This is a genomic window from Amycolatopsis sp. NPDC005232 (genome assembly GCF_040607795.1).
In the GTDB taxonomy this organism is placed as follows: domain Bacteria; phylum Actinomycetota; class Actinomycetes; order Mycobacteriales; family Pseudonocardiaceae; genus Amycolatopsis.
The window spans coordinates 126,971-147,523 of the sequence record NZ_JBEXHL010000013.1; the positions used below are offsets into that span (position 1 = coordinate 126,971).

At 71.5% G+C, this 20,553-nt stretch carries 22 protein-coding genes; 12 read left to right on the forward strand and 10 right to left on the reverse strand.

All coding sequences use genetic code 11. From position 1 onward, the window contains the following. Positions 1–14: 14 nt before the first annotated feature. Positions 15–1,241: a cytochrome P450 gene (locus ABZU76_RS24860; protein WP_354873544.1), complete on the reverse strand. Its 1,227-nt coding sequence runs from the start codon at positions 1,239–1,241 to the stop codon at positions 15–17. A 218-nt stretch (positions 1,242–1,459) separates the two neighbouring features. Between ABZU76_RS24860 and ABZU76_RS24865 the strand changes: the two genes are divergently transcribed. Continuing rightward, positions 1,460–2,656, forward strand: coding sequence for a steroid 3-ketoacyl-CoA thiolase (locus tag ABZU76_RS24865; protein ID WP_354873546.1), 1,197 nt, complete (start codon positions 1,460–1,462; stop codon positions 2,654–2,656). 31 nt (positions 2,657–2,687) lie between these two features. Continuing rightward, positions 2,688–3,050 (forward strand): VOC family protein, encoded by a 363-nt coding sequence (locus tag ABZU76_RS24870; protein ID WP_354873548.1) that lies wholly within the window; start codon positions 2,688–2,690, stop codon positions 3,048–3,050. A 6-nt stretch (positions 3,051–3,056) separates the two neighbouring features. On the opposite strand, the gene ABZU76_RS24875 is transcribed toward ABZU76_RS24870, so the two are convergent. From ABZU76_RS24875 to ABZU76_RS24890, 4 genes are all read right to left on the reverse strand, one after another. Continuing rightward, positions 3,057–3,671 carry a hypothetical protein gene (locus tag ABZU76_RS24875; RefSeq protein WP_354873550.1) on the reverse strand — a complete coding sequence of 205 codons (615 nt, stop codon included), beginning with the start codon at positions 3,669–3,671 and terminating at the stop codon, positions 3,057–3,059. A gap of 368 nt (positions 3,672–4,039) precedes the next feature. Further along, positions 4,040–4,510: a pyridoxamine 5'-phosphate oxidase family protein gene (locus ABZU76_RS24880; RefSeq protein ID WP_354873552.1), complete on the reverse strand. Its 471-nt coding sequence runs from the start codon at positions 4,508–4,510 to the stop codon at positions 4,040–4,042. A gap of 37 nt (positions 4,511–4,547) precedes the next feature. Next, positions 4,548–5,444, reverse strand: a complete 897-nt coding sequence (locus ABZU76_RS24885) for an SDR family oxidoreductase (RefSeq protein WP_354873554.1) — start codon at positions 5,442–5,444, stop codon at positions 4,548–4,550. A gap of 1 nt (position 5,445) precedes the next feature. Continuing rightward, on the reverse strand, positions 5,446–6,174 hold the full coding sequence (locus ABZU76_RS24890; protein WP_354873555.1) for an SDR family oxidoreductase: 729 nt from the start codon (positions 6,172–6,174) through the stop codon (positions 5,446–5,448). Between the two features lie 79 nt (positions 6,175–6,253). Here ABZU76_RS24890 and ABZU76_RS24895 point away from each other — a divergent pair, with 79 nt between their 5' ends. The 5 genes from ABZU76_RS24895 to ABZU76_RS24915 are packed head-to-tail and all read left to right on the forward strand — an operon-like array spanning position 6,254 to position 10,438. After that, a complete protein-coding gene (locus ABZU76_RS24895) occupies positions 6,254–7,006 on the forward strand; it encodes an enoyl-CoA hydratase family protein (RefSeq protein WP_354873557.1) in 753 nt (250 codons plus the stop codon). Continuing rightward, complete coding sequence (locus ABZU76_RS24900; RefSeq protein WP_354873559.1) at positions 7,003–7,863, forward strand: CoA-transferase; 861 nt, start codon at positions 7,003–7,005, stop codon at positions 7,861–7,863. The genes ABZU76_RS24895 and ABZU76_RS24900 overlap by 4 nt, the downstream gene beginning before the upstream one ends. Beyond that, positions 7,860–8,579: a CoA-transferase gene (locus tag ABZU76_RS24905; RefSeq protein ID WP_354873561.1), complete on the forward strand. Its 720-nt coding sequence runs from the start codon at positions 7,860–7,862 to the stop codon at positions 8,577–8,579. The genes ABZU76_RS24900 and ABZU76_RS24905 overlap by 4 nt, the downstream gene beginning before the upstream one ends. Next, complete coding sequence (locus ABZU76_RS24910) at positions 8,576–9,628, forward strand: nitronate monooxygenase (RefSeq protein WP_354873563.1); 1,053 nt, start codon at positions 8,576–8,578, stop codon at positions 9,626–9,628. The genes ABZU76_RS24905 and ABZU76_RS24910 overlap by 4 nt, the downstream gene beginning before the upstream one ends. 9 nt (positions 9,629–9,637) lie before the next feature. Further along, positions 9,638–10,438, forward strand: coding sequence for an alpha/beta hydrolase (locus ABZU76_RS24915; RefSeq protein WP_354873565.1), 801 nt, complete (start codon positions 9,638–9,640; stop codon positions 10,436–10,438). Between the two features lie 162 nt (positions 10,439–10,600). Here the strand turns inward: ABZU76_RS24915 and ABZU76_RS24920 are convergent, their stop codons facing one another. Continuing rightward, positions 10,601–11,179, reverse strand: coding sequence for a VC0807 family protein (locus ABZU76_RS24920; RefSeq protein WP_354873567.1), 579 nt, complete (start codon positions 11,177–11,179; stop codon positions 10,601–10,603). 103 nt (positions 11,180–11,282) lie between these two features. Continuing rightward, on the reverse strand, positions 11,283–12,449 hold the full coding sequence (locus ABZU76_RS24925) for a low temperature requirement protein A (RefSeq protein WP_354873569.1): 1,167 nt from the start codon (positions 12,447–12,449) through the stop codon (positions 11,283–11,285). A gap of 81 nt (positions 12,450–12,530) precedes the next feature. Here ABZU76_RS24925 and ABZU76_RS24930 point away from each other — a divergent pair, with 81 nt between their 5' ends. The 5 genes from ABZU76_RS24930 (at position 12,531) to ABZU76_RS24950 (ending at position 17,385) form a co-directional block, all read left to right on the forward strand. Beyond that, positions 12,531–13,661, forward strand: coding sequence for a sensor histidine kinase (locus ABZU76_RS24930; RefSeq protein ID WP_354873571.1), 1,131 nt, complete (start codon positions 12,531–12,533; stop codon positions 13,659–13,661). Next, positions 13,646–14,305 (forward strand): response regulator transcription factor, encoded by a 660-nt coding sequence (locus tag ABZU76_RS24935; RefSeq protein WP_354873573.1) that lies wholly within the window; start codon positions 13,646–13,648, stop codon positions 14,303–14,305. Before ABZU76_RS24930 ends, ABZU76_RS24935 begins: the two co-directional genes overlap by 16 nt. Positions 14,306–14,325: 20 nt before the next feature. Beyond that, positions 14,326–15,312, forward strand: coding sequence for a squalene cyclase (locus ABZU76_RS24940; RefSeq protein ID WP_354873575.1), 987 nt, complete (start codon positions 14,326–14,328; stop codon positions 15,310–15,312). Continuing rightward, the gene (locus tag ABZU76_RS24945; protein WP_220238269.1) at positions 15,309–15,884 is read left to right on the forward strand and encodes a hypothetical protein; all 576 of its coding nucleotides are present in this window, start codon (positions 15,309–15,311) and stop codon (positions 15,882–15,884) included. The genes ABZU76_RS24940 and ABZU76_RS24945 overlap by 4 nt, the downstream gene beginning before the upstream one ends. A 94-nt stretch (positions 15,885–15,978) precedes the next feature. After that, positions 15,979–17,385 carry a hypothetical protein gene (locus ABZU76_RS24950; RefSeq protein ID WP_354873577.1) on the forward strand — a complete coding sequence of 469 codons (1,407 nt, stop codon included), beginning with the start codon at positions 15,979–15,981 and terminating at the stop codon, positions 17,383–17,385. Positions 17,386–17,720: 335 nt separating this feature from the next. On the opposite strand, the gene ABZU76_RS24955 is transcribed toward ABZU76_RS24950, so the two are convergent. The 3 genes from ABZU76_RS24955 to ABZU76_RS24965 are packed head-to-tail and all read right to left on the reverse strand — an operon-like array spanning position 17,721 to position 20,553. After that, a complete protein-coding gene (locus ABZU76_RS24955; RefSeq protein ID WP_220238267.1) occupies positions 17,721–18,923 on the reverse strand; it encodes an amidohydrolase family protein in 1,203 nt (400 codons plus the stop codon). After that, positions 18,920–20,353, reverse strand: coding sequence for a sodium:solute symporter family protein (locus tag ABZU76_RS24960; RefSeq protein WP_354873579.1), 1,434 nt, complete (start codon positions 20,351–20,353; stop codon positions 18,920–18,922). Before ABZU76_RS24960 ends, ABZU76_RS24955 begins: the two co-directional genes overlap by 4 nt. Then, the gene (locus ABZU76_RS24965) at positions 20,353–20,553 is read right to left on the reverse strand and encodes a hypothetical protein (protein ID WP_220238265.1); all 201 of its coding nucleotides are present in this window, start codon (positions 20,551–20,553) and stop codon (positions 20,353–20,355) included. Before ABZU76_RS24965 ends, ABZU76_RS24960 begins: the two co-directional genes overlap by 1 nt.

The window sequence follows — 20,553 nt, forward strand, 5'->3', positions numbered from 1 at the left end:
CGGATCAGGCCTGGTCAGGCGTAGCGGACCGGGTAATGCTTGATGCCGTTGAGCCAGCCGGAGCGCAGGCGCTGCGGGGGCGCAACCTCGGCGATGCCGGGCATGCCGTCGGCGATCGCGGAGAAGATGAGGTCGATCTCGAGGCGGGCGAGGTTGGCGCCGAGGCAGTAGTGCGAACCGGTGCCGCCGAAGCCGACGTGGGGGTTGTCCTCGCGGAAGACGTCGAAGCGCTCGGGCTCGTCGAACGCGTCGGGGTCGAAGTTGGCGGAGCTGTAGAACATGCCGACGCGGTCGCCGCGGTGGATGTGCGCGCCGCCGAGCTCGGTGTCGCGCGTGGCGGTGCGCTGGAACGCGACCACGGGCGTGGCCCAGCGGACAATCTCGTCGGGCGCGGTCTTGGGCTTTTCCTCGCGGTAGCGCGCCCACTGGTCGGGATGGTCGAGGAAAGCCTTCATGCCGTGGGTGATGGCGTTGCGTGTGGTCTCGTTGCCCGCGACGGCCAGCAGGATCACGAAGAAGCCGAACTCGTCGGAGCCGAGTGCTTCGCCGTCGACGTCGGCCTGCACGAGCTTGGTGACGATGTCGTCGACCGGGCAGCGGCGGCGTTCCTCGGCCATGTTCCAGGCGTAGCCGACGAGCTCGGCGCTCGCGGTGAGGGGTTCGAGCTCGTACTCGGGGTCGTCGTAGGCCACCATCTGGTTGGACCAGTCGAAGATCTTCATGCGGTCCTCCTGCGGCACGCCGATGAGCTCGGCGATGGCCTGCAGGGGCAGCTCGCACGCGACGTCGGTGACGAAGTCGCCTTCGCCCTTGCTGCGCGCTTCGGCGACGATACGCTCGGCGCGTTCACGCAGGGTGTCCTCGAGCTTGGCGATGGACTTCGGGGTGAAACCCTTCGAGACGATGCGCCGCAGCTTCGTGTGCTGCGGGGCGTCCATGTTGAGCAGCACGAGGCGGTTGGCGTCGAGGTTCTCCGACGTCATCTGGTCGTCGAAGCGGATGATGGCGGTTTTCTCCCACGACGAGTACAGCTGGCTGTCGCGCGAGACCTCCTTGACGTCGGCGTGGCGCGTGACGACCCAGTAACCGTCGTCGCCGAAGCCGGCGGTGTTGCGGCGCTGCGGGTTCCACCACACGGGCGCCGTGCGCCGGAGCTCGGCGAACTCCTCCAGCGGCAGGCGGTTCGCGTAGAGGTCCGGGTCCGTGAAGTCGAAACCGGCGGGCAAAAGCGGAGCGGCCACGGCTGCCTCCTGCACGGGATCGGCGATGATTCACGCACTGCAACACGTTCTATGAATCATTGGAGCATACGGTGTTAACTTACGGAACCCCGTTTGGTGATACCCGTTTACTTTACCGATTCTGCGCTGGTGAGCGAGCGCTCAGTTGGTGAAGATCAAGATTATCCGGCAGCTGGGAGTTCTTGTGCTTTACTGAAACATGTTCTAATTTTTGAAGTGTGAACACTGTTAGTTCTCCCGGCGAGCCCGTGATCGTGGCGGCGGTGCGCACGCCGATCGGCAAACGCGGCGGCTGGCTCTCGGGCCTGCACGCGGCCGAACTGCTGGGCGCGGCGCACCTCGCGGTGCTCGACCGCAGCGGCATCGACCCCGCCCTGGTCGAGCAGGTCATCGGCGGCGCCGTGACCCAGGCCGGCGAACAGGCAGGCAACGTCACCCGCACGGCCTGGCTCCACGCCAGCCTGCCACCGACCACCGGCGCCACCACCATCGACGCGCAGTGCGGCTCGGCTCAGCAGGCCACGCACCTGATCGCGGGGCTGATCGGGGCTGGTGCCATTTCGGTCGGGGTGGCGTGTGGGGTGGAGTCGATGAGCCGGGTGCCGTTGGGGGCGAACCGGGGGGCCCGGGCGGATGCCCCCGCCGGCTTCGGCGTCTCCACCGGATCGCCGCGGCCGGAGTCGTGGTCGATCGACATGCCGGACCAGTACCGCGCGGCCGAACGCATCGCGGTGCGGCGCGGCCTCACGCGCGCGGACGTCGATGAGTTCGGTGCTTCTTCGCAGCGGAAGGCCGCGGCCGCGTGGGCGGACGGTCGTTTCGACCGAGAGATCGTCCCGGTGAAGGCCCCCGATCCGACATCCGGGGAACCCCGCCTGATCAGCCGGGACCAGGGCCTTCGAGAGACCACTGTGGACGGTCTGGCCCGGTTGAAACCCGTGCTGCCCGACGGCGTCCACACCGCCGGCACGTCCTCCCAGATCTCCGACGGCGCCGCCGCGCTCCTGCTCATGGACGCCACGCTGGCGCGCTCCCTCGGCCTGCGCCCCCGCGCGCGCATCCTGGCCCAGGCCCTGGTCGGCGCCGAACCCTATTACCACCTCGACGGCCCCATCCAGGCCACCGAACGCGTGCTGGCCCAGGCCGGCTTGACCATCGGCGACCCGGACCTGTTCGAAGTCAACGAAGCGTTCGCCTCCGTCGTCCTCTCCTGGCAACGCACTCACTCCCCCGACCCCACGCACGTGAACGTCAACGGCGGCGCCATCGCCCTCGGCCACCCCGTCGGCAGCACCGGCGCCCGCCTCCTCACCACCGCGCTGCACGAACTCGAACGCCGCGACACCGCAACCGCCCTCATCACCATGTGCGCCGGCGGCGCGATGTCGACCGCGACGATCATCGAACGCCTCTGACCCCGGGCGCGGATCGGCTTACGCTGGGGCGATGAAACTGACCGCGACCGTGCTCGGCGCGCCCGACCCGCGGGCGCTGGCGAAGTTCTACCAGGCGCTGCTGCGGTGGCCCCTCGGCGTGGACGAGCCGGACTGGGTCACGCTGCGGCCGCCCGAGGGTGGGCCCGGCCTGTCGTTCCAGCTGGAACGTGAGCTGGTGCCGCCGAGGTGGCCGCAGGAGCCCGGGTACCAGCAGATGATGCTGCACCTGGACATCGAAGTCGACGATCTGGCGCAGGCCGGCGCGAAAGCCGTCGCGGCCGGGGCGCGGCTCGCGCAGTTCCAGCCCCAGAAACACGTCCGCGTGTACCTCGATCCGGCCGGGCACCCGTTCTGCCTGTGGGTCCGGGCCTGAACCGGCTCACGACAGCGGGACGGCGACGACCCCCGGCGGCCTCCGCCCCGGCTCGCGCCGCCACACCGCGGCGAAGGCGTGGGCGAGCCGCTTCGGAACTTCGACCTGCGCGCCGCCTCCGTGGAAGTCGACGGTCACCAACGTCGCCTCGACATCCCAGGGCACGCGGCGCAGCACCTTCGCGTAGTCCGCGCTCGCGGACCCGAACCCCAGGACCCGCCGGGCACCGAGCCGGTGCACCTCGTACTGGATCGCGGCCTCGAGCGTGCCGGGCGGCCAGTCGCGCAGGCGGAGTTTCCGGTCGTAGAACGCGATCGGCTCGTCTGCCCTCGCGACGCCGTAGCCACCGCTGAGGATGAGCAGTCGTCCAGACGCCGCGGCGTCGGGCAGCGCGTCGCCGACGTGCCGGTAGAAGTGACCGTTGTAGCGTTGCCACGCCGGCAGTCGCGTCCGGTCGTCGACAGCGGAGCGGGACAGGAGTTCCTCACGAGCCCGGAGCAGTTCCTCGGGCCAGTCCGCACGAGCCGCCGGCCGTGGACTGCCGCCGGTGACCTTGGCCTTCGACGGCCCGATGATCAGCAGGGTGCCGGGCTCGTCGACCAGGTCCTCCACCAGACGCATGCCCGCATTCAACCACCCGGCCCAGCGCCGTCACCGCACGCGTGATCCACCGGCGGACAAGCCGAACCCGGCGTTACCCAAGGCCGCCGGCAGGTGCTCCGACGCACGCCGCCGAAACCGATCGGGCTCAAGGACCCCGGCACCGCCTGTCCCGAACGACCGCCGCGGCAGCCTTCGCGCAACCCCGCACCACTCAGCCCAGCACCGTGCGCTCCACCGGCCGTTGTCCCGACGTGCGAAACGCACACGCGGGCAAGCGAACCCGGCGTAACCCGGCCGCCGGAAGACACCCCAACACGCGCAGCCGAAACCCGATCAGACACCACCCGACCCACCGCACCGCCAGTCCTCACGCAACCCTGCACCACTCAACCCAGCACGGTGCGCTCCACCGGGCCGTTGTCCGGCCGTGCGAAACGCGTCCAAGCACCCCCCGCGTGCCAAGACTCCACGAACAGCGTGTTGTCCGCGACCCACGTGTAGACCGCTTCGTGGATGTCCAGTTCGAAGAGGTGGCTGCCGGAGTCGGCGCGGTCGTCGGTGATTTCCCGGGCGACGCCGGCGAGTTTCGCGTCGCCTGGGCCGTTTTCTTCGATGCCGGGGAAGGCGTGGAGGGCGAAGCGGCCGTCGTGTTGGAGGTCGCGAGCTTTGCGGGCGTCGAGCATCGAGCCGACGTACAGGGAGCCGTCGTCGCGGAAGGAGACTTCGGAGCCGCTCACGCGAGGTGAGCCGTCGCGGCGCAGGGTGGCCAGGACGTGGGACTCGCCGCTGAGGAAGCGTTCGTGGATGCGCTCGGCCAGCGAGGGGGCGGCCGCCGCGAAGGTCTGCCAGGTGGTCATGCGAACGAGTCAAGCACGCGCCACCGACAAAACAAGCTCAAGCGCCGTACACCGGTTCAGGTGAAGGCGCGGAAGCGAGCAACGAAGCCACCACCGGGCCCAGCTCGGCCGGCTCCCAGCGCGCGCCCTTGTCGCGCGACGGGCCGTGGCGCCAGCCGTCCGCGAGGGACACGCGGCCACCGTCCACTTCGAACACCCGCCCCGTGACGCCGGCCGACTCGACGGAACCCAGCCACACCACCAAAGGCGACACGTTCTCGGGCGCCATCGCGTCGAACCCCGACGCCGGCGCCGCCATGTCGAACGTCCCCTCCGTCATCCGCGTCCGCGCGGCCGGCGCGATGGCGTTGACCACCACGCCGTACCGCGCCAGCTCGGCCGCGGCGACCGAGGCCAGCCCTAGGATCCCCGCCTTCGCCGCCGAATAATTGCCCTGCCCGACACTCCCCAACAGGCCCGCGCCCGAACTCGTCAGCACCACCCGCGCCGCCCGCGCGCGCCCCGCCTTCGCCTCCGCGCGCCAATACGCGGCAGCGTGCCGCAACGGCGCGAAGTGCCCCTTCAGATGCACCCGCACGACGGCGTCCCACTCCTCCTCGGACAGGTTCACCAGCATCCGGTCACGCACGAACCCCGCATTGGCCACGAGCACGTCCAGCCCACCGAACGAATCCACCGCCGCCGACACCAGCCGCGCCGCACCGTCCCAATCGGCGACGTCGTCCGTGTTCGCCACCGCTTCCCCGCCGAGAGCGCGAATCTCCGACACCACCAGCCCCGCCGGATCCGCAGCACCCCCGCTGCCGTCCGGCCAAGCCCCGACGTCGTTCACCACCACCCGCGCGCCCTCGGTCGCGAACGCGAGCGCGTGCGCCCGCCCGATCCCGCGCCCCGCACCGGTGACCACCACGACCCGACCGTCGACCAGCCCCACGTCACTCCCCTTCCGAACCGGCCCGCAGGTACGCCGGCGCCTCACCACCGCCGTGCACCGCCAGCCGCGCACCACTCACGTACGAAGCCAACGGAGAAGCCAGAAACACCGCGCACGCCCCCACCTCCGCCGGCGTCGCCAACCGTCCCAACGGCACGGTCGCGGCAACCGAGGAGTCGTACAACTCGGGCGAGGTCCCGACCATCCCCACGTCGAGCGCGTTCACCCGCACCTTCGGCGCCCACTCCACCGCCAACGTCGCCGTCAAGTTGTCGAGCCCCGCCTTGGCCGCCCCATACGCCGCCGTCCGGGGCGAAGGCCTCGTCGCACTGACACTGCTCACGTTCACGATCACCCCGCCACTTTTCTGCTGCTGCATCACGGCGTTCGCCGCCTGCGCCACCCCCAGCGGCGCCAGCAGGTTCAACGCGACCACCTTCTCGTGGAACCGCGCCGACGCCGTCGAAGTATCCGCAAAGGGCGCTCCCCCGGCGTTGTTCACCAGCACGTCCAGCCGTCCGTACTCCGTCGCCACCAAAGAAACCAGCCGCGCGACCTCCGCCGGCTCACGCACGTCGCACCGCACGAAATCCGCGCCCGCACCACTTCGCGCGCACACGACCACTCTCGCGCCCGCGTCGCGGAACACCGCGGCGATCCCCGCCCCGACCCCGCGCGTCCCGCCGGTGACCAGCACGACGGCGCCGTCGAGCCGTAGATCCAGTGCCACTCACGCCCTCCCGCCGCGTCGCCGTTGCCGTGCTAACGTACCAAGCAAGTGCTAGGTTTGTAACCCGTCAGAGGTGACCATGACCGTGTCCACGCACTCCCCGGAGCCCGGCGTCGCCGTGGTGACGGTGGCCGCCCCGCCGGTCAACGCGCTCACCGCGGACGGCTGGTTCGCCCTCGCCGAAGCCGTCACGAACGCGGGCCGCGACCCCGAAACGCACGTCGTGGTGCTGCGCGCCGAGGGCCGCGGCTTCAACGCCGGCGTCGACATCAAGGAGATCCAGCACGACCCCGGCCACACCGCACTCATCGGCGCGAACGAGGGCTGCGCGGCCGCCTTCTCCGCCGTGTACGACTGCGCGGTGCCGGTGATCGCGGCCGTGCAAGGGTTCTGCCTCGGCGGCGGGGTCGGGCTGGCCGGCAACGCCGACGTCGTCGTGGCCAGCGAAGACGCCGAGTTCGGCCTGCCCGAGGTCGACCGCGGCGCGCTCGGTGCGGCCACACACCTCGCGCGGCTCGTCCCGCAGCACCTCATGCGCGCGCTGTACTACACAGCCGAAACGATCTCCGCGAAGCAGCTTCACCACCACGGTTCCGTGTACGCGGTCGTACCCCGCGAAGAGCTCGACGCGACAGCCCTGGCCCTCGCCCGGAGGATCGCCGCGAAGGACACCCGCGTGATCCGCGCGGCCAAACAAGCGATCAACGGCATCGACGTGCAGCCCGTGCACCGCAGCTACCGCTTCGAGCAGGGCTTCACTTTCCAGCTCAACCTCGCCGGCGTGTCCGGCGCCGCCCGGCAGCAGTTCCTCGACGGAGGGGGAAAGCTTTGAGCGACAAGCGGATGACGGCCGACGAGGTGGTCGCCGAGCTGCGCGACGGCATGACCGTCGGCCTCGGCGGCTGGGGTTCGCGGCGCAAGCCGATGGCCTTCGTCCGCGCGATTCTGCGCTCCCCGCTGAAGGACCTCACCGTCGTCTCCTACGGCGGCCCGGACGTCGGCCTCCTCGCCGCCGCGGGCAAGATCCGCCGGCTGGTCTTCGGGTTCGTCACGCTCGACTCGATCCCGCACGACCCGTGGTTCACCCGCGCCCGAGAAGCCGGCGCGTTCGAGGTCACGGAGTACGACGAGGGCGTGCTCGGCACCGGTCTGTCCGCCGCGGCCCAACGGCTTCCGTTCCTCCCGACCCGCGCCGGCCTCGGCTCCGACGTTGTGACGCTGAACCCGCACCTGCGCACGATCCGCTCCCCTTACGCCGACGGCGAGGAGCTCCTGGCCGTCCCCGCGCTCAAGCTCGACGCGGCGCTCGTCCACCTCAACCGCGCCGACGCCCGCGGCAACGCCCAGTACCTCGGCCCCGACCCGTACTTCGACGAGCTGTTCGCCCTCGCCGCCGCCCGTTGTTACGTCTCCGTCGAACGCGTTGTCCCCACTGCGGAACTGTCCGCCGCGCCCCTGCAGAGCCTGCTGCTCAACCGCGCGAGCGTGCATGGCGTCGTCGAAACCCCGCACGGCGCGCACTTCACCAGCGCCGTGCCCGACTACGGCCGCGACGAGAACTTCCAGCGCCACTACGCGACCTCGGCCAAGGACCCGGACAGGTGGCCGAGTTTCGCCGACCGGTTCCTGTCGGGCGACGAAGCCCGATACCAACGCGAAGTGGCCCGCTTCGCCGAGGAGGCGGCATGACCGACGTGACGCGCGCCGAGTACGCCGTGATCGCGTGCGCCGAGCTGTTCCGCGGCGACGGCGAGATCCTGGTCAGCCCCATGGGTTTCGTCCCGGCGTTGGGTGCGAAACTCGCACGGCTGACGTTCGAGCCTGATCTGTTGCTCACCGACGGCGAGGCGTCCCTCACGACGGCCGACGGCGTCGTCGAAGGCTGGCAGCCGTTCCGCAGTGTGCTCGACACCGTGGTGCCGCACGGAAAACGGCACGTCGTGATGGGTGCGAACCAGCTCGACCGCGAGGGCAACCAGAACATCTCCGCCATCGGCCCGCACGCGAAGCCCGCGAAGCAGCTTCTCGGCCTACGCGGCGGACCCGGCAACACCGTGAACCATCGCACGAGCTACTGGGTGCCACGCCACAGCCGGCGGGTGTTCGTCGACCGCGTAGACGTGGTGTCCGGCGTCGGCTACGCGCGGGCGACTTCCCTGCCGTACCACGACGTGTACCGCGTGGTGACCAACCTCGGCGTGCTCGACTTCGGCGGCGCGGACCACGCGCCGCGGCTGCTTTCCGTGCACCCCGGGGTTTCCGTCGAGGACGCCGTCGCAGCGACGTCGTTCCCGCTCGACACCTCCGGCACCGGACAGACCCGCGCACCCGGCGACGACGCACTACGGCTGATCCGAGAAGTCCTGGACCCGAAGTCCCTGCGCGACAAGGAAGTTCCGTCGTGAGAACTGCGCTGACCGACCTCGTCGGCGTCCGCCACCCCGTCGTCCAGACCGGCATGGGCTGGGTCGCGGGCCCCCGGCTCGTGTCCGCGACCGCCGAAGCAGGAGGCCTCGGCATCCTCGCCTCGGCCACCATGACCTACGACGAGCTGGCCGCCGCGATCAAGGAAACCCGGTCCCGCACCGAAAACCCGTTCGGCGTCAACCTCCGCGCCGACGCCGAAGACGCCGCCCGGCGCGTCGATCTGCTGATCACCGAAGGCGTGAAAGTCGCGTCCTTCGCGCTGGCTCCGAGGCGGGAGCTGATCACCAAGCTCAAGGACCACGGCGTGGTCGTCGTGCCGTCGGTCGGCGCGACCCGGCACGCGGAGAAGGTCGCGGCCTGGGGCGCCGACGCCGTCGTCGTGCAGGGCGGCGAAGGCGGCGGGCACACCGGCGGCGTCGCCACGACGCTACTGCTGCCCGCTGTGCTCGACGCCATCGACATCCCCGTGGTCGCCGCGGGCGGCTTCTTCGACGGCCGGGGCCTGGCGGCCGCGCTCGCGTACGGCGCGGCCGGGATCGCGATGGGCACCCGGTTCCTGCTCACGCGCGAAAGCACGGTGCCCGACGCGGTGAAGCAGCTGTACCTGGACCACGACCTCGCCGGCACCGTCGTCACCCGCAAGGTCGACGGCGTCGCGCACCGCGTTCTGCGCACCGAACTCGTCGACGCGCTGGAGAAGTCCGGTCCGCTCGCCGGGTTCGCGCGCGCCGCCGGGAACGCCGCCCGATTCCGCCGGTCGAGCGGGCTTTCGTGGGCCGCGCTCGTGCGCGAGGGCCTGCGGCTGCGCACAAGCGGGCGAACGAGGGCGCAAGTGCTGATGGCCGCCAACACGCCGATGCTGCTGCGAGCGGGCCTCGTCGACGGCGACCCGGCGGCCGGTGTGCTGGCGTCCGGGCAGGTCGTCGGGCTGCTGCACGACCTGCCGTCGGTGGCCGACCTGATCGGGGGAATCGTGGCCGACGCGGAGGCGATCCTGCGCCGCCTCGGCGACGGCGGTTGTGCTTGACTTCAAGGCATGATCTCGGAAAGCCGCTGCCCGGTCGCGGAGGGCGAGCTCGCCGTCCGCATCGGTGGCGAGGGCCCGATGCTGCTGCTCATCCCCGGGGGCACCGGCGGCGCGGACTCGCTGCGCGCGCTCGTCAAGCAACTGCAGACGGACCACACCGTGGTCACCTACGACCGGCGCGGCCACTTCGCCAGCACCGACACCACCACGGGCCCGGTGCCGGTTTCGCTGCATTCGGACGACGCGCTCGCCGTGCTCGACCACGTCGGCGCCGGCCCGATTCCCGTGTTCGGCACCAGCGCCGGCGCGCAGATCGGCCTCGACCTCGTGGGGCGCCACCCCGACCGGGTGTCCGTGCTCGTCGCGCACGAACCGCCCGCGGTGCAGCTGATGCCCGACGCCACGGGCTGGCTCGAGGCCGCGAACGACCAGATCCGGCTGGCCCGTTCGGGTGATCTGATGGGCGCCGTCACGCGCTTCTCCGACGGCGTCGCGGGCGCGGCGCTGCCCGATCTGCCCAATCTGCGCCTGCCGCACGAGGCCGACTGGCTGCGTCTGTTCGACCGCGAGCTCGCCGAGTTCTTCGACTACCTGCCGGACCTGCGCGCCCTGCGCCGCGCGAGCACCGAGATCGCGCCCGTCGCCGGCGAAGCCAGCCGCGGCCGCTACCACTACCAGCCGGCGAAGATCCTGGCGCTCGAGCTGGGCCTGCCGTTCGTCGAGGTCCCCGGCGCGCACCTGGCGCCGCAACGCAACGCGCCGAAGTTCGCGGCCGCGCTGCGCGAGCTGCTCGCGTCGGCGCAGGCCTGATCGCTCACCCCGTCACGGGCAGCTCGGCGAACGCCGTGTGCCCGGCGTCGGCACGCAACCGCGGGTCGTCGGCCGGCACGGCGAGGCGCAGGTCCGGCACCAGCCGTGGGTCGGCGAAGAGCCGCTAGACCTCCGCGTACCCCCGCACGACCCACGGCTCGCTCACGCCGCACGCAGCCGGTTGCGGTAGACGAACATCGCCAGCAGCCCAGCGCCGATCACGGCATAGCCGACGGGCTTGCCCACGGCCAGGAACGTCGCGGTCGGCAGGGAGATCGCCAGCACCAGCAGCACCGCCGCGTGGACGGTCAGCATCCCGCCGATCATCGCTGTCATCACGGTGATCCCCCTGCGCTGGGCCGGCTCCGGTGCGGGACGGCCTGTGAACCGGTGGACCAGCAGCAGCAAGGGCTTCCCGATCACCGCCGAACCGATCAGCACGAGCCCCACCGGCCCGGTGAGCACCGCCTCCTGCAGTTTCAGCACGAGCTCGTTGCCGCCGGTGAGCCCCAGGACCACGAGCATCACCACGAACCCCGCGATCGCCACCACCCCGACCGGGTCCAGCCTGCGGCGGACGGCGAACTCGCCCACCGTGACGAGCAGCGGGATGGCCGCGGAGATCGCGAGCGCCACCACTTCGCTCCCCACGACGGGCTTCAGCAGCAAGTACACCACCAGCGGCAGCGCGATGTTCAGCACGAGGCTCGGCAGCAGCCGGCGCAGCAGTTCGGGTTTCATCAGCAGGTCCTCCCCATCGGTGATTCGGACCTGCTCAGCGTGGCTTCCGGCGCCCCCTCACCGCGTCGGCGCCAGGGTGGGAAATCCTTGTCCACCCACGGGTCTACGCGGGCGCCGGCTCCGCGGATCGACGCCGCAGCAGCCCCGCTCCCGCCGCCACGACCAGGAGCCACAGGAACACCGCCGGGGCCAGCGTCTGACCCGCCAACCCCAGCGTCAACGGAATCGCCAGGCCCGGGATCGCCGTCACCACCGCCCACTGGAGCCCGCGGCCCGCCGCCAGCCCGGCGAGGGAGCCGATCACCGCGAACGCCGCGATGCTGCCGCACAGGAGCCAGCGCGTGGACGTGGGGAGATGACCCTCGGAGACGGACTCGACGGCGTCGCCCAGCGCGCCGGCGAACGCGGCCAGCAGGCCGGCCACCAGGCAGTGCAGGGGCAGCAACAGGCGCGGCCCGAGGGCGTCGGCGGCCAGGTACGGAATGCCGCCGAAACCCTGGTTGAGCGAGGTTCCCCAGAGGGTCGCGAGCAGGGCCAGCGCGGCGATCACCGTCAGGAACACGCGGGAGTGGTTCCACTCGGGGATGGCGGCCATCGCGTCGGTGACGTTGAGGACGCCTTCGCCGAGCACGATGATCGTGAACAGGCCCAGCCGTTCGCCGAAGTGGACGGTGTCGAGGCGGGCGAGCGTCGGTCGTGGGCGGGGGCCGTCGTGGTTCGCGAGCTTCGCGGTGATGTTCGCGACGAGCCGGTCGCCGGACACCGCGAACGTGATCACCAGATCGAGCGCCAGCCCCAGCGCCCACAGCCCGTAGCGCCACGGCGAGTCGACCCAGAGCGACACCACCCACGGCACCACGCCGAACCCCAGCTGCGCCACCGGCCAGTCGACGATCACGCGCACGCCGCCGCGGCGGCTCTCCCACACGCGGTCGGCCAGGGCGCGCACCGCGATGTAGGCGATGGCGAACACCTTCGCGTGGTCGCCGTGGATGTCCTCCACCGACGCGGCCATGAACGCGAGCCCGGCCATCGCCAGCAGCACGGGCATGGTGCGGGCGGCGCCTTTCGCGACGTTGCCGTAGACGGTGAAGCACATCCACGCCGTCCAGAAAGCCAGGAAGCACACCACGTACAGCCCGACGTCGCCCCAGGACGTGCTGCCGTGCACGAGGTGCGCCAGCTGCGCGACCCCCGCCACGGCCACCAGGTCGAAGAACAACTCGAGCCAGGAAGCGTGCCGTTCCTCGGTCTTCTCGGTCGTGGTCATGGCCGACAGTATGGCCGTGGCCCGGGGATCTACACCCGAGGGTTGACGACTCCCGCGCGTCCCGCCGATATCGTCGGCCGGGTGTCCGACGCACCCGTGAACAGTGCCGACCACCGCGTCCAGCGGCTGGTCTCGGTGCTCATCCTGGTGCTGCTCACGTGGCTCGCAGCGAAGTCCGAACCACACCCCGCGCTGCACGGCCAGGGGCTCGGGGTGCTGCTCGGCCTGCTCGGCGTGCTGCTCGGCGGGGCGATGCTGATGTCCGGCGTGCAGCAGTGGCGGCTGCCGGCGCCGGTCGAGATCGGCTTGTTCGTCCTCGTGCTGGCCAGCTCCGTGACGCTGGTGTGGCTCGAACCCAACGGCACCGGGTTCTTCGGCGGGTTCCTGCTGGCGGCCACGGCGTCGGCGCGGCTGGACCCGCGCAGGGGCGGAATCGTCGCCGGTCTGGTCGTGGCGACGCTCGTGGCGGCGAGCCTGTTCGGGGCGCGTCACGAGGCCGTGCCGACGCTGCTGAGCGCGCTCGGCGTGCTGGCGTTCTACCGCCTGGGCGTCTACATGCGGAAGCTGCGCGAACGCACGGAAGAGCTCGAACAGACCCGCGCGGCCCAGGTCCGCGCGGCGGCGCTGGCCGAGCGGCAACGGCTCGCGCGCGAGATGCACGACGTGCTCGCGCACTCGCTGTCCGGCCTGCTGCTGCACCTCGAAGGCGCGCGGTTGTTGTCCGTCCACAGTGGAGCCGATCCGCGGCTGACCGACACCGTGGAACGCGCCCACCAGCTCGCGCAGAGCGGGCTCGCCGAGGCGCGCCAGGCGATCGGCGCGCTGCGCGGCGAGGACCTGCCGGGGCCGGAACGGCTGCCGGTGCTGGCGGCGGAGTTCGAACGCGACACCGGGATCCCGTGCGAGGTCACCGTGAGCGGGCAGGCGCCGGAGCTGGCCGCGCAGACGCGGCTGACGCTGTACCGGGTGGCGCAGGAGGCGCTGACCAACGTCCGCAAGCACGCCGACGCCGAGCGCGTGGACCTGCGGCTGAGCTACGAACCGGACGGCACGCTGCTGACCGTCGAGGACCTCGGCAGCCCGGGTGCGGCGCCCGGCGACCACGGCTACGGCGTGAGCGGCATGCGCGAACGCGCCGAACTGCTGGGCGGGCAGCTCGACGCCGCGCCGACCGGCACGGGGTTCCGGGTGAGCCTGTGGGCGCCGGCGTGATCCGCGTGCTCGTGGCCGACGACCAGCGCGTGGTGCGCGACGGCCTGTCGATGCTGCTCGGACTGTTGCCCGGCGTCGAGGTCGTCGGCACCGCGGCCGACGGCGATCAGGCGGCCGAGCTGGCCGGGCGGCTGAAGCCGGACGTCGTGCTGATGGACCTGCGCATGCCGCGCTGCGACGGGATCGAGGCCACGCGCCGCATCCGCGCCCGCGACCACGACGTGCAGGTCGTCGCGCTCACCACGTACGCCGACGACAAGTCCGTGCTCGACGCGTTGCAGGCCGGCGCGCGCGGATACCTCACGAAAGACGCCGGGGCCGACGACATCCGCGGCGCGCTGAGCCAGGTGACGCGCGGCGCGGCCGTGATCGACCCCGCGGTGCAGCACCACCTCGTCGACGCGCTCACTTCCGGCGCGCCCCGCCCGCCGTCCGCCGAAGTGCCCGACGGCCTGACGCCGCGCGAGGTGGACGTGCTGACGTTGATCGCCGACGGCCTGTCCAACACCGAGATCGCGCACCGGCTCTTCGTGGCCGAAGCCACGGTGAAGAGCCACATCAACCGCATCCTCGGCAAGATCGGCGCGCGCGACCGGGCGCAGGCCGTCGGGTACGCCTACCGCCACGGGCTGACTTCGGGCTGAGGCCGCCGTAGAGTCGCCTCATGGCTGAGGTGCTTCCGTGGCTGCTCGACTCCGACCCGGCGCTGCGCTGGCAGGTCGAACGCGACTTGGCGGGCTCGCCACCGGAGGTCTGGGAGGCGACGCGCGCCCGCGTCGCCACGGAGGGATTCGGCGCGCGGCTGCTCGCCCTGCAGGACCCGGACGGCCAGTGGGCCGGCGGCGCGTTCTTCCCCGCCGAGTTCCAGGGCTCGCCGGAAGACGGCCAGCCGTGGACCGCGACCACGTGGTCGCTCAACGCGTTGCGCGACTGGGGCCTCGACGCGTCGGTGCTCAGCGGCACGGCCGAGCTGCTGGCGCGCAACAGCCGGTGGGAGTACGAGAACCTGCCGTACTGGGACGGAGAGGTCGACGTCTGCATCAACTCGTGGACGCTGTCCAACGGCCTGTGGCTGGGCGCCGACGTGCACGGCATCGCTCGGTGGTTCGTGGAGCACCGGTTGGTCGACGACGGCTGGAACTGCCTCTGGGTCGAGGGGGCCGAGCGCTCGTCCGTCCACTCGACCCTCAACGCCCTGAAGGCCTTGCTGGACTACGAGAAGGCCGGCGGCACGGCCGGCTCTGCTGGCTCCGTGGTCGATGCTCGCCGCGGTGGCGAGGAATACCTGTTGTCCCGCAACCTGTTCCGGCGGCTGTCGACCGGCGAACCGATCGCGCCGTGGGTCCGGGCCTTCAGCTACCCCTTCCGCTGGTTCTACAACATCCTCAACGCAGCCGACTATTTCCGCGCCGCCGCACTGTTCGACGGCACCGCCCCTGATCCGCGCATGGCCGACGCCATCGAGATCATCCGCGCCGCGCGGCAGCCCGACGGCACGTGGCTGCAGGCCCGCCGCCACCCCGGCGAAGTCTGGTTCGAAATCGACGCCCCGGCCGGCGAACCGTCGAAGTGGCTCACCTTCCATGCCCGGCGCGTGCTGGACTGGTGGGACTGTCGCACCGGGACGGACACGCGCACACTGACTCGATGAGACACTCCTTCCTCACCGAACCTCCCCCGGGCCTCGCCGTCGAAGCGGTGTACGGCGAGGACCTCGGTTCCGACGGGTACGTCAACAACCTCACGCGCGTGTGGGCCTGGCGGCCCGATGTGCTCGTTGCGTTCAGCGAACTGCGCGCGACACTCATGGGTTCCTCGGGCCTGTCCGCGCGGGAGGCGGCGGTGCTGGTGGCCGCCACCGCGGCCGCGCGCGGAGACTCCTACTGCGCACTCGCGTGGGGCGCCCGGCTGGCAAGCCTGACCGACGACGCCACCGCGGCAGCCGTGCTGCGCGGCGAGCCGGCGCAGGTGTCCGAACGGGAGTCGGCGCTCGCGGGGTGGGCCCGAAAGGTGCTCGGCGACCCGAATGCGACAACCGCTGAGGACGTGGCCGCGCTGCGCGCCGCCGGTCTGGACGACCGGGAGATCTTCGAGGCCACCACGTGGATCGCGCTGCGGCTGGCGTTCGCGACGGTCAACGACGCCCTCGGCGCGGCTCCGGACCCCGAGCTGCGCGCGAAAGTCCCCGCCGCGGTTCGGGCGGCGGTCACGTTCGGCCGGTGACGGTTCACTCGTGCGGGTGCGAGGGCGCGTCCGCCCCTGCCGCGCCCGGCTCGGCGGTGTAGGCCTGAGGAGGTCGCCGCCGAGGGGAGTGAGCATGAAGCTGGGTCGGGCGCTCGTGCTGGCCGTTGTCGTCGCTGTTCCGCTTGCCGCACCTGCCGCGGCCGCGCCGCCGAACACGGCCACGCCGCCGGATGCCGCCACCGCCCAGGTCGCGCAGGCGGTGCGCGCGGGCACGCTGGGCCAGGACCACGGCGTCGCCGACTCGTGCACCGGGGTCGTGCAGGGGCACCAGGTGGATCTCGGCTGTCTGACGAACGTCGTCACGCACGACAAGGCGTCGGCCGATCCGCTCACCACCCGCGCGCCGGCCGGGTTCTCGCCCGCCGACCTGGCGCGGGCGTACCACCTGCCGGACGCGAAGACCGGTGAACGCGGCATGGTGACGATCGTCGGCATCGGCGCGTACCCGACACTGGAGGCCGACCTCACGACCTACCGCGGCCAGTTCGACCTGCCCGAGTGCACCACCGCCAACGGCTGCCTCAAGATCACCGACTACCACGGCGGGCCGGCGCTCAAGCCCGTCGACGGGCTCGGCGAGATCGAGGAGGCCTACGCCACCGAGACCGCGCTCGACGTCGACCTCGCCTCCGCCGCGTGCCCGATGTGCCGCATCACCATGGTCCAGATCCCGATGGACGTCGGGCGTCTGCTCAACGCCGTGCTGCTGCAGCTGCCCGGCCAGCTCGCCGACGACTTCGGCACGGCCGTGAGCTACGCGGCGAGCCTGCGTTCGAGCGCCGTGACCATGAGCTACGGCGTGCCCACCGGACTGCAGGGCGACTACCTCGGCGCCGGCGCGCCCGCCGTGGCGCTGCACCACCCGGGCATGGCCGTGGTCGCCGCGTCCGGCGACAAGGGTTATCTCGGTGGGCCGCAGCTGTGGCCGCAAGAACTGCCGTGGGTCACGTCAGTCGGCGGCACGTCGCTGAGCGGCTCCGGCGGCTCGTTCGTGCAGAAAGCCTGGGGCAGCCTGTTCACCCCACACGGCGAGCAGCAGCGCTGGGTCGGCGCCGGCAGCGGCTGCGCCCTCGACCTCGGTCCCGCGCAAGGCCAGCCGGCCGCCATCGCCGCCAACTGCTCGGGCCACCGCGCGGGCTCCGACATCTCCGCGGTCGCCGACCCGCTCACCGGCGTCGCCGTCTACCGCTCGTATGCGCCCAACGGCGGCAAAGCCGGCTGGCTCATCGTCGGCGGCACCAGCGCCGCCTCGCCCTTCGTCGCCGGCCTCTACGCCCGCGGCGGCCGGCTGTCCGGTGTGGACGGTCCGAACACCTTGTACAGCGCCCCTCCCGGCACGATCGCCGACGTCTCCTCCGGCTCCAACGCGCAGCACGGCGCGGCCGACTGCGCGCAGTTCAAGCCCGTCGTCTGCTCCGCCGGCCCGGGCTGGGACGGCCCGACCGGTCTGGGCGTCCCGGTGGGACTCGGCGCGTTCTAGGCCGACATGAGGAAGTACCGCTCGGCGGCGAACCCGTCGAGCACCGACAAGAGGGCGGCTTTCGTTGTGGTGCCCCGGTTCGTGAGCATCGCGCAGAGGATCGGCCCCTGGCCCCCCGCGCCCAGCGCGGCGGACAGCGGTGGCAGTGCCTCGGCAGAGAGCAGCCCTCGGCGATGTCACCGGAAGCCGGCAGCAGCAGATTTCCTGGGCGGTGATTTCGTCGACGTTGCGTGCCCGGGCGCACTTCGGGACTCTGCTTGTGCCGATCAGCCGAGCATGCCGGCGACAACACCGCGGTGCCTCGGCCCTGGAGGAGCCGAAGCACCGCGGAACCGTCACACCGCCCGCACGCCGTCCTGCCAGACCTCGCGGACGTTGGCCGCTAGGTCGGCGAAGTCGTACGGATCCCCGGCCACCACCACGATGTCCGCGCGATGACCGGGAGCGAGCCGGCCCAGCTCGCCCTCCATGCCGAGCAGCCGGGCGGCCGACGACGTGGTCGCCACGAGCACGTCGGCCGGGCTCATGCCGCACGAGCGCATCAGCTCCAGCTCCTCCAGGTTCGTCCCGTGGGGACCCACCCCGCTGTCCGTCCCCATCGCGATCCGCACGCCCGCGGCGACCGCGCGGCGCACCGAGTCGGCGTGGACCTCCGCGACCTCCTTGGCCTTCTGCACCACGGCATCCGGCAGCGAAGCACCCGCCGCGGCCGCGCGGATGACGTTGACCGGCGCCACCAGCGTCGGCACGAGCCAGGTGCCGCGGGCCAGCATGAGCTCGATGGCCTCGTCGTCGAGGTAGATGCCGTGTTCGATGGAGCGGATGCCGGCGCGCACGGCATTCTTGATGCCCTCGGCGCCCTGGGCGTGCGCCATCACGGCGCGGCCCTGCATCTGTGCCTCGGTGACGAGGACGTCGAGCTCCTCCAGCGTGAACTGCGAGTGCCGCGGGTCGTCGCGGGGTGACAGGACGCCGCCGGTGGTGCAGACCTTCAGCACGTCCGCGCCGGCGCGCAGCAACGTCCGGGCGACGCGGCGCATCTCGTCCGGGCCGTCGGCCGTTGCGTCGGGGCGGCCGGGGTGGGGCAGCGACAGCGGAAGGCAGTGGCCCGAAGGCATCCAGCCGTCGCCGTGGCCGCCGGTGGGGCTGATCAGGCCGATCGCGATCTGCAGCCGCGGCCCGGGGATCAGCCCGTCGGCCACGGCCTGCTTGATGCCGAGGTCGGCGCCGGCCGCGTCGCGCACGGTCGTGATGCCGAGCTTGAGCGTGGTCCAGAGGTTGCGGGCGGCCTCGTAGAACTGGTACGAGAACGGCTTCTGCACACGCGGCAGCAACCCGAGGTCCGACACAGTCACGTGCACGTGGCAGTCGAACAAACCGGGCAACAGCGTCGCGCCGGTGCAGTCGACCGAACGGTCGCCGTCGAGGCCGGTGCCGACCTCGACGATCCGGCCGTCCTCCACCACGACGTCGGCCGGGGCGGGGGCGCTGCCGGTGCCGTCGAACACCGAGCCGCCGCTGAACACCGTGCGGGTCATACCGGTTCTCCTGTCTTCACGGGAACACCGGGCCGCGTCACGGCCCGCTCGATGCCGGTGGCCACGGCGAGCACCACGACGTTGGCCGCGAGCCCGATCAGGCCGACGTTCACGGTGCCGGCGAACTTCGTGTCGAAGAACGTCAGCCAGATGACCACGAGCTCGCCGGCGATCAGCCCGGCGAGCACCGGGCCCTTGCCGACCGGCACCTTCTTGAGGAAGCCCAGCAGGTTGGCCGGCGCGAGCTGCACCGAGCCGGAGTAGGTGAGCAGCAGCAGGTTCGCGAGCAAGTCGGGCCGGAAGATGCCGAGCACCAACGCGAGCGCACTCGCGAGGACGACCGTGCCGTGGTTGATCCAGAACTGCCTGCGCTCCCCGCGCACCCGCACGATGTTGCGGGCCACCAGCGACGAGATCCCGATGAGGATACCGGCCGCGGGCACCATCGCGGTGGCCGTGGCCGCCACGACGACCAGCCCCGTGACCCAGCCCGGCAGCGCGTCCTTGCTCAGGGTCAGGAGCACGCCGTTGGGGTCGCTGGTCTTGTCCACCACGAGGATCGCGGCGAACCCGATGATCATCGGCAGCAGCAGGCACAGCTCGTAGATCGGCATCCACGTGTAGTTGCGCCGCAGCACCTTCGGGTCGCGCGCGGCCATCAGCGCGGGCCACGAGTGCGGCAGCGTCATCAGGCCGACGCCGATCGCGCTCACGATCATACTGGTGATGAACCACGTGTGGTCGTTGCTGCCGGCGTGGATGAACAGCTTCTCCGGGTGCAGCTGCTCGATCTTGTGGAACACGCCCGAGACGCCGCCGGCGAAGTGCGCGGGCACCGCGATGATCAGCACCACGAGGACCACGAGCATGATCGCGTCCTTGAAGTACGACGTGGCCGCCACGCCGCGCAGCCCGGCCCACAGCACGAACGCGACGATCAGCACGCTGCCGAGCACCATGCTCAGGTTGCCCGACGCCGCGTCGCCGGTCACGAGCCGCACGATCAGGCCGAGCCCGGTGATCTGCAGCTGCAGGTAGGGCAGCACGAAGATCACGCCGAGCACGGCCGAGAGCGTGCCGAGGAACTTGCTGGAGAAGCGGTCCTCGAGGAAATCGCCCTGCGTGAGGTACCCGCGGTCCTTGCCCATCCGCCACAGGCGTTTGGCCAGGAAGAACAGGACCACGTAGGCGATCGGCACGTACGGCAGCGCGTACATCGCCGCGACGCCGCCGGAGAACGCGAGCCCCGCCATACCGAGGAAGGTGAAGGTGGTGAACACCTCGCCGGCCTGCAGGAACCACATCGTGAGCGCGCCGAACTTGCGGCCGCCGACGGTCCACTCGCTGAGATCCGCCGCGGGCTTGCGCCGCCCGACGAACCCGAGCACGCCGATGAGGACGATGCCGACGAGTGTGAAGGTCAGGATCATCAGTCGTCACCCGCCCCCGCGCGCGCCATCATGCGCTCGCTCAGCAGCAGGGCCGGGGTGAACATGAGGCACCAGAAAGCGCCCCACACCAGCATCTTCGGCAGGCCGAGCCACAGCCCCGTGGAGTTGACGAACGGCAGGAACGGCATGAGGACCAGCGCGATCACCGGGATGATCGGCGGGAGGTGGTAGCTGCGCAT

Excerpts from the sequence above, each read along its gene's own strand:
- ABZU76_RS24905 (WP_354873561.1), top strand. The coding sequence starts at position 7,860 with ATGACCGACGTGACGCGCGCCGAGTACGCCGTGATCGCGTGCGCCGAG.
- ABZU76_RS24940 (WP_354873575.1), top strand. The coding sequence starts at position 14,326 with ATGGCTGAGGTGCTTCCGTGGCTGCTCGACTCCGACCCGGCGCTGCGC.
- ABZU76_RS24870 (WP_354873548.1), top strand. The coding sequence starts at position 2,688 with ATGAAACTGACCGCGACCGTGCTCGGCGCGCCCGACCCGCGGGCGCTG.
- ABZU76_RS24925 (WP_354873569.1), bottom strand. The coding sequence starts at position 12,449 with ATGACCACGACCGAGAAGACCGAGGAACGGCACGCTTCCTGGCTCGAG.
- ABZU76_RS24955 (WP_220238267.1), bottom strand. The coding sequence starts at position 18,923 with ATGACCCGCACGGTGTTCAGCGGCGGCTCGGTGTTCGACGGCACCGGC.
- ABZU76_RS24960 (WP_354873579.1), bottom strand. The coding sequence starts at position 20,353 with ATGATCCTGACCTTCACACTCGTCGGCATCGTCCTCATCGGCGTGCTC.
- ABZU76_RS24875 (WP_354873550.1), bottom strand. The coding sequence starts at position 3,671 with ATGCGTCTGGTGGAGGACCTGGTCGACGAGCCCGGCACCCTGCTGATC.
- ABZU76_RS24880 (WP_354873552.1), bottom strand. The coding sequence starts at position 4,510 with ATGACCACCTGGCAGACCTTCGCGGCGGCCGCCCCCTCGCTGGCCGAG.
- ABZU76_RS24950 (WP_354873577.1), top strand. The coding sequence starts at position 15,979 with ATGAAGCTGGGTCGGGCGCTCGTGCTGGCCGTTGTCGTCGCTGTTCCG.
- ABZU76_RS24965 (WP_220238265.1), bottom strand. The coding sequence starts at position 20,553 with ATGCGCAGCTACCACCTCCCGCCGATCATCCCGGTGATCGCGCTGGTC.
- ABZU76_RS24915 (WP_354873565.1), top strand. The coding sequence starts at position 9,638 with ATGATCTCGGAAAGCCGCTGCCCGGTCGCGGAGGGCGAGCTCGCCGTC.
- ABZU76_RS24895 (WP_354873557.1), top strand. The coding sequence starts at position 6,254 with ATGACCGTGTCCACGCACTCCCCGGAGCCCGGCGTCGCCGTGGTGACG.
- ABZU76_RS24920 (WP_354873567.1), bottom strand. The coding sequence starts at position 11,179 with ATGAAACCCGAACTGCTGCGCCGGCTGCTGCCGAGCCTCGTGCTGAAC.
- ABZU76_RS24945 (WP_220238269.1), top strand. The coding sequence starts at position 15,309 with ATGAGACACTCCTTCCTCACCGAACCTCCCCCGGGCCTCGCCGTCGAA.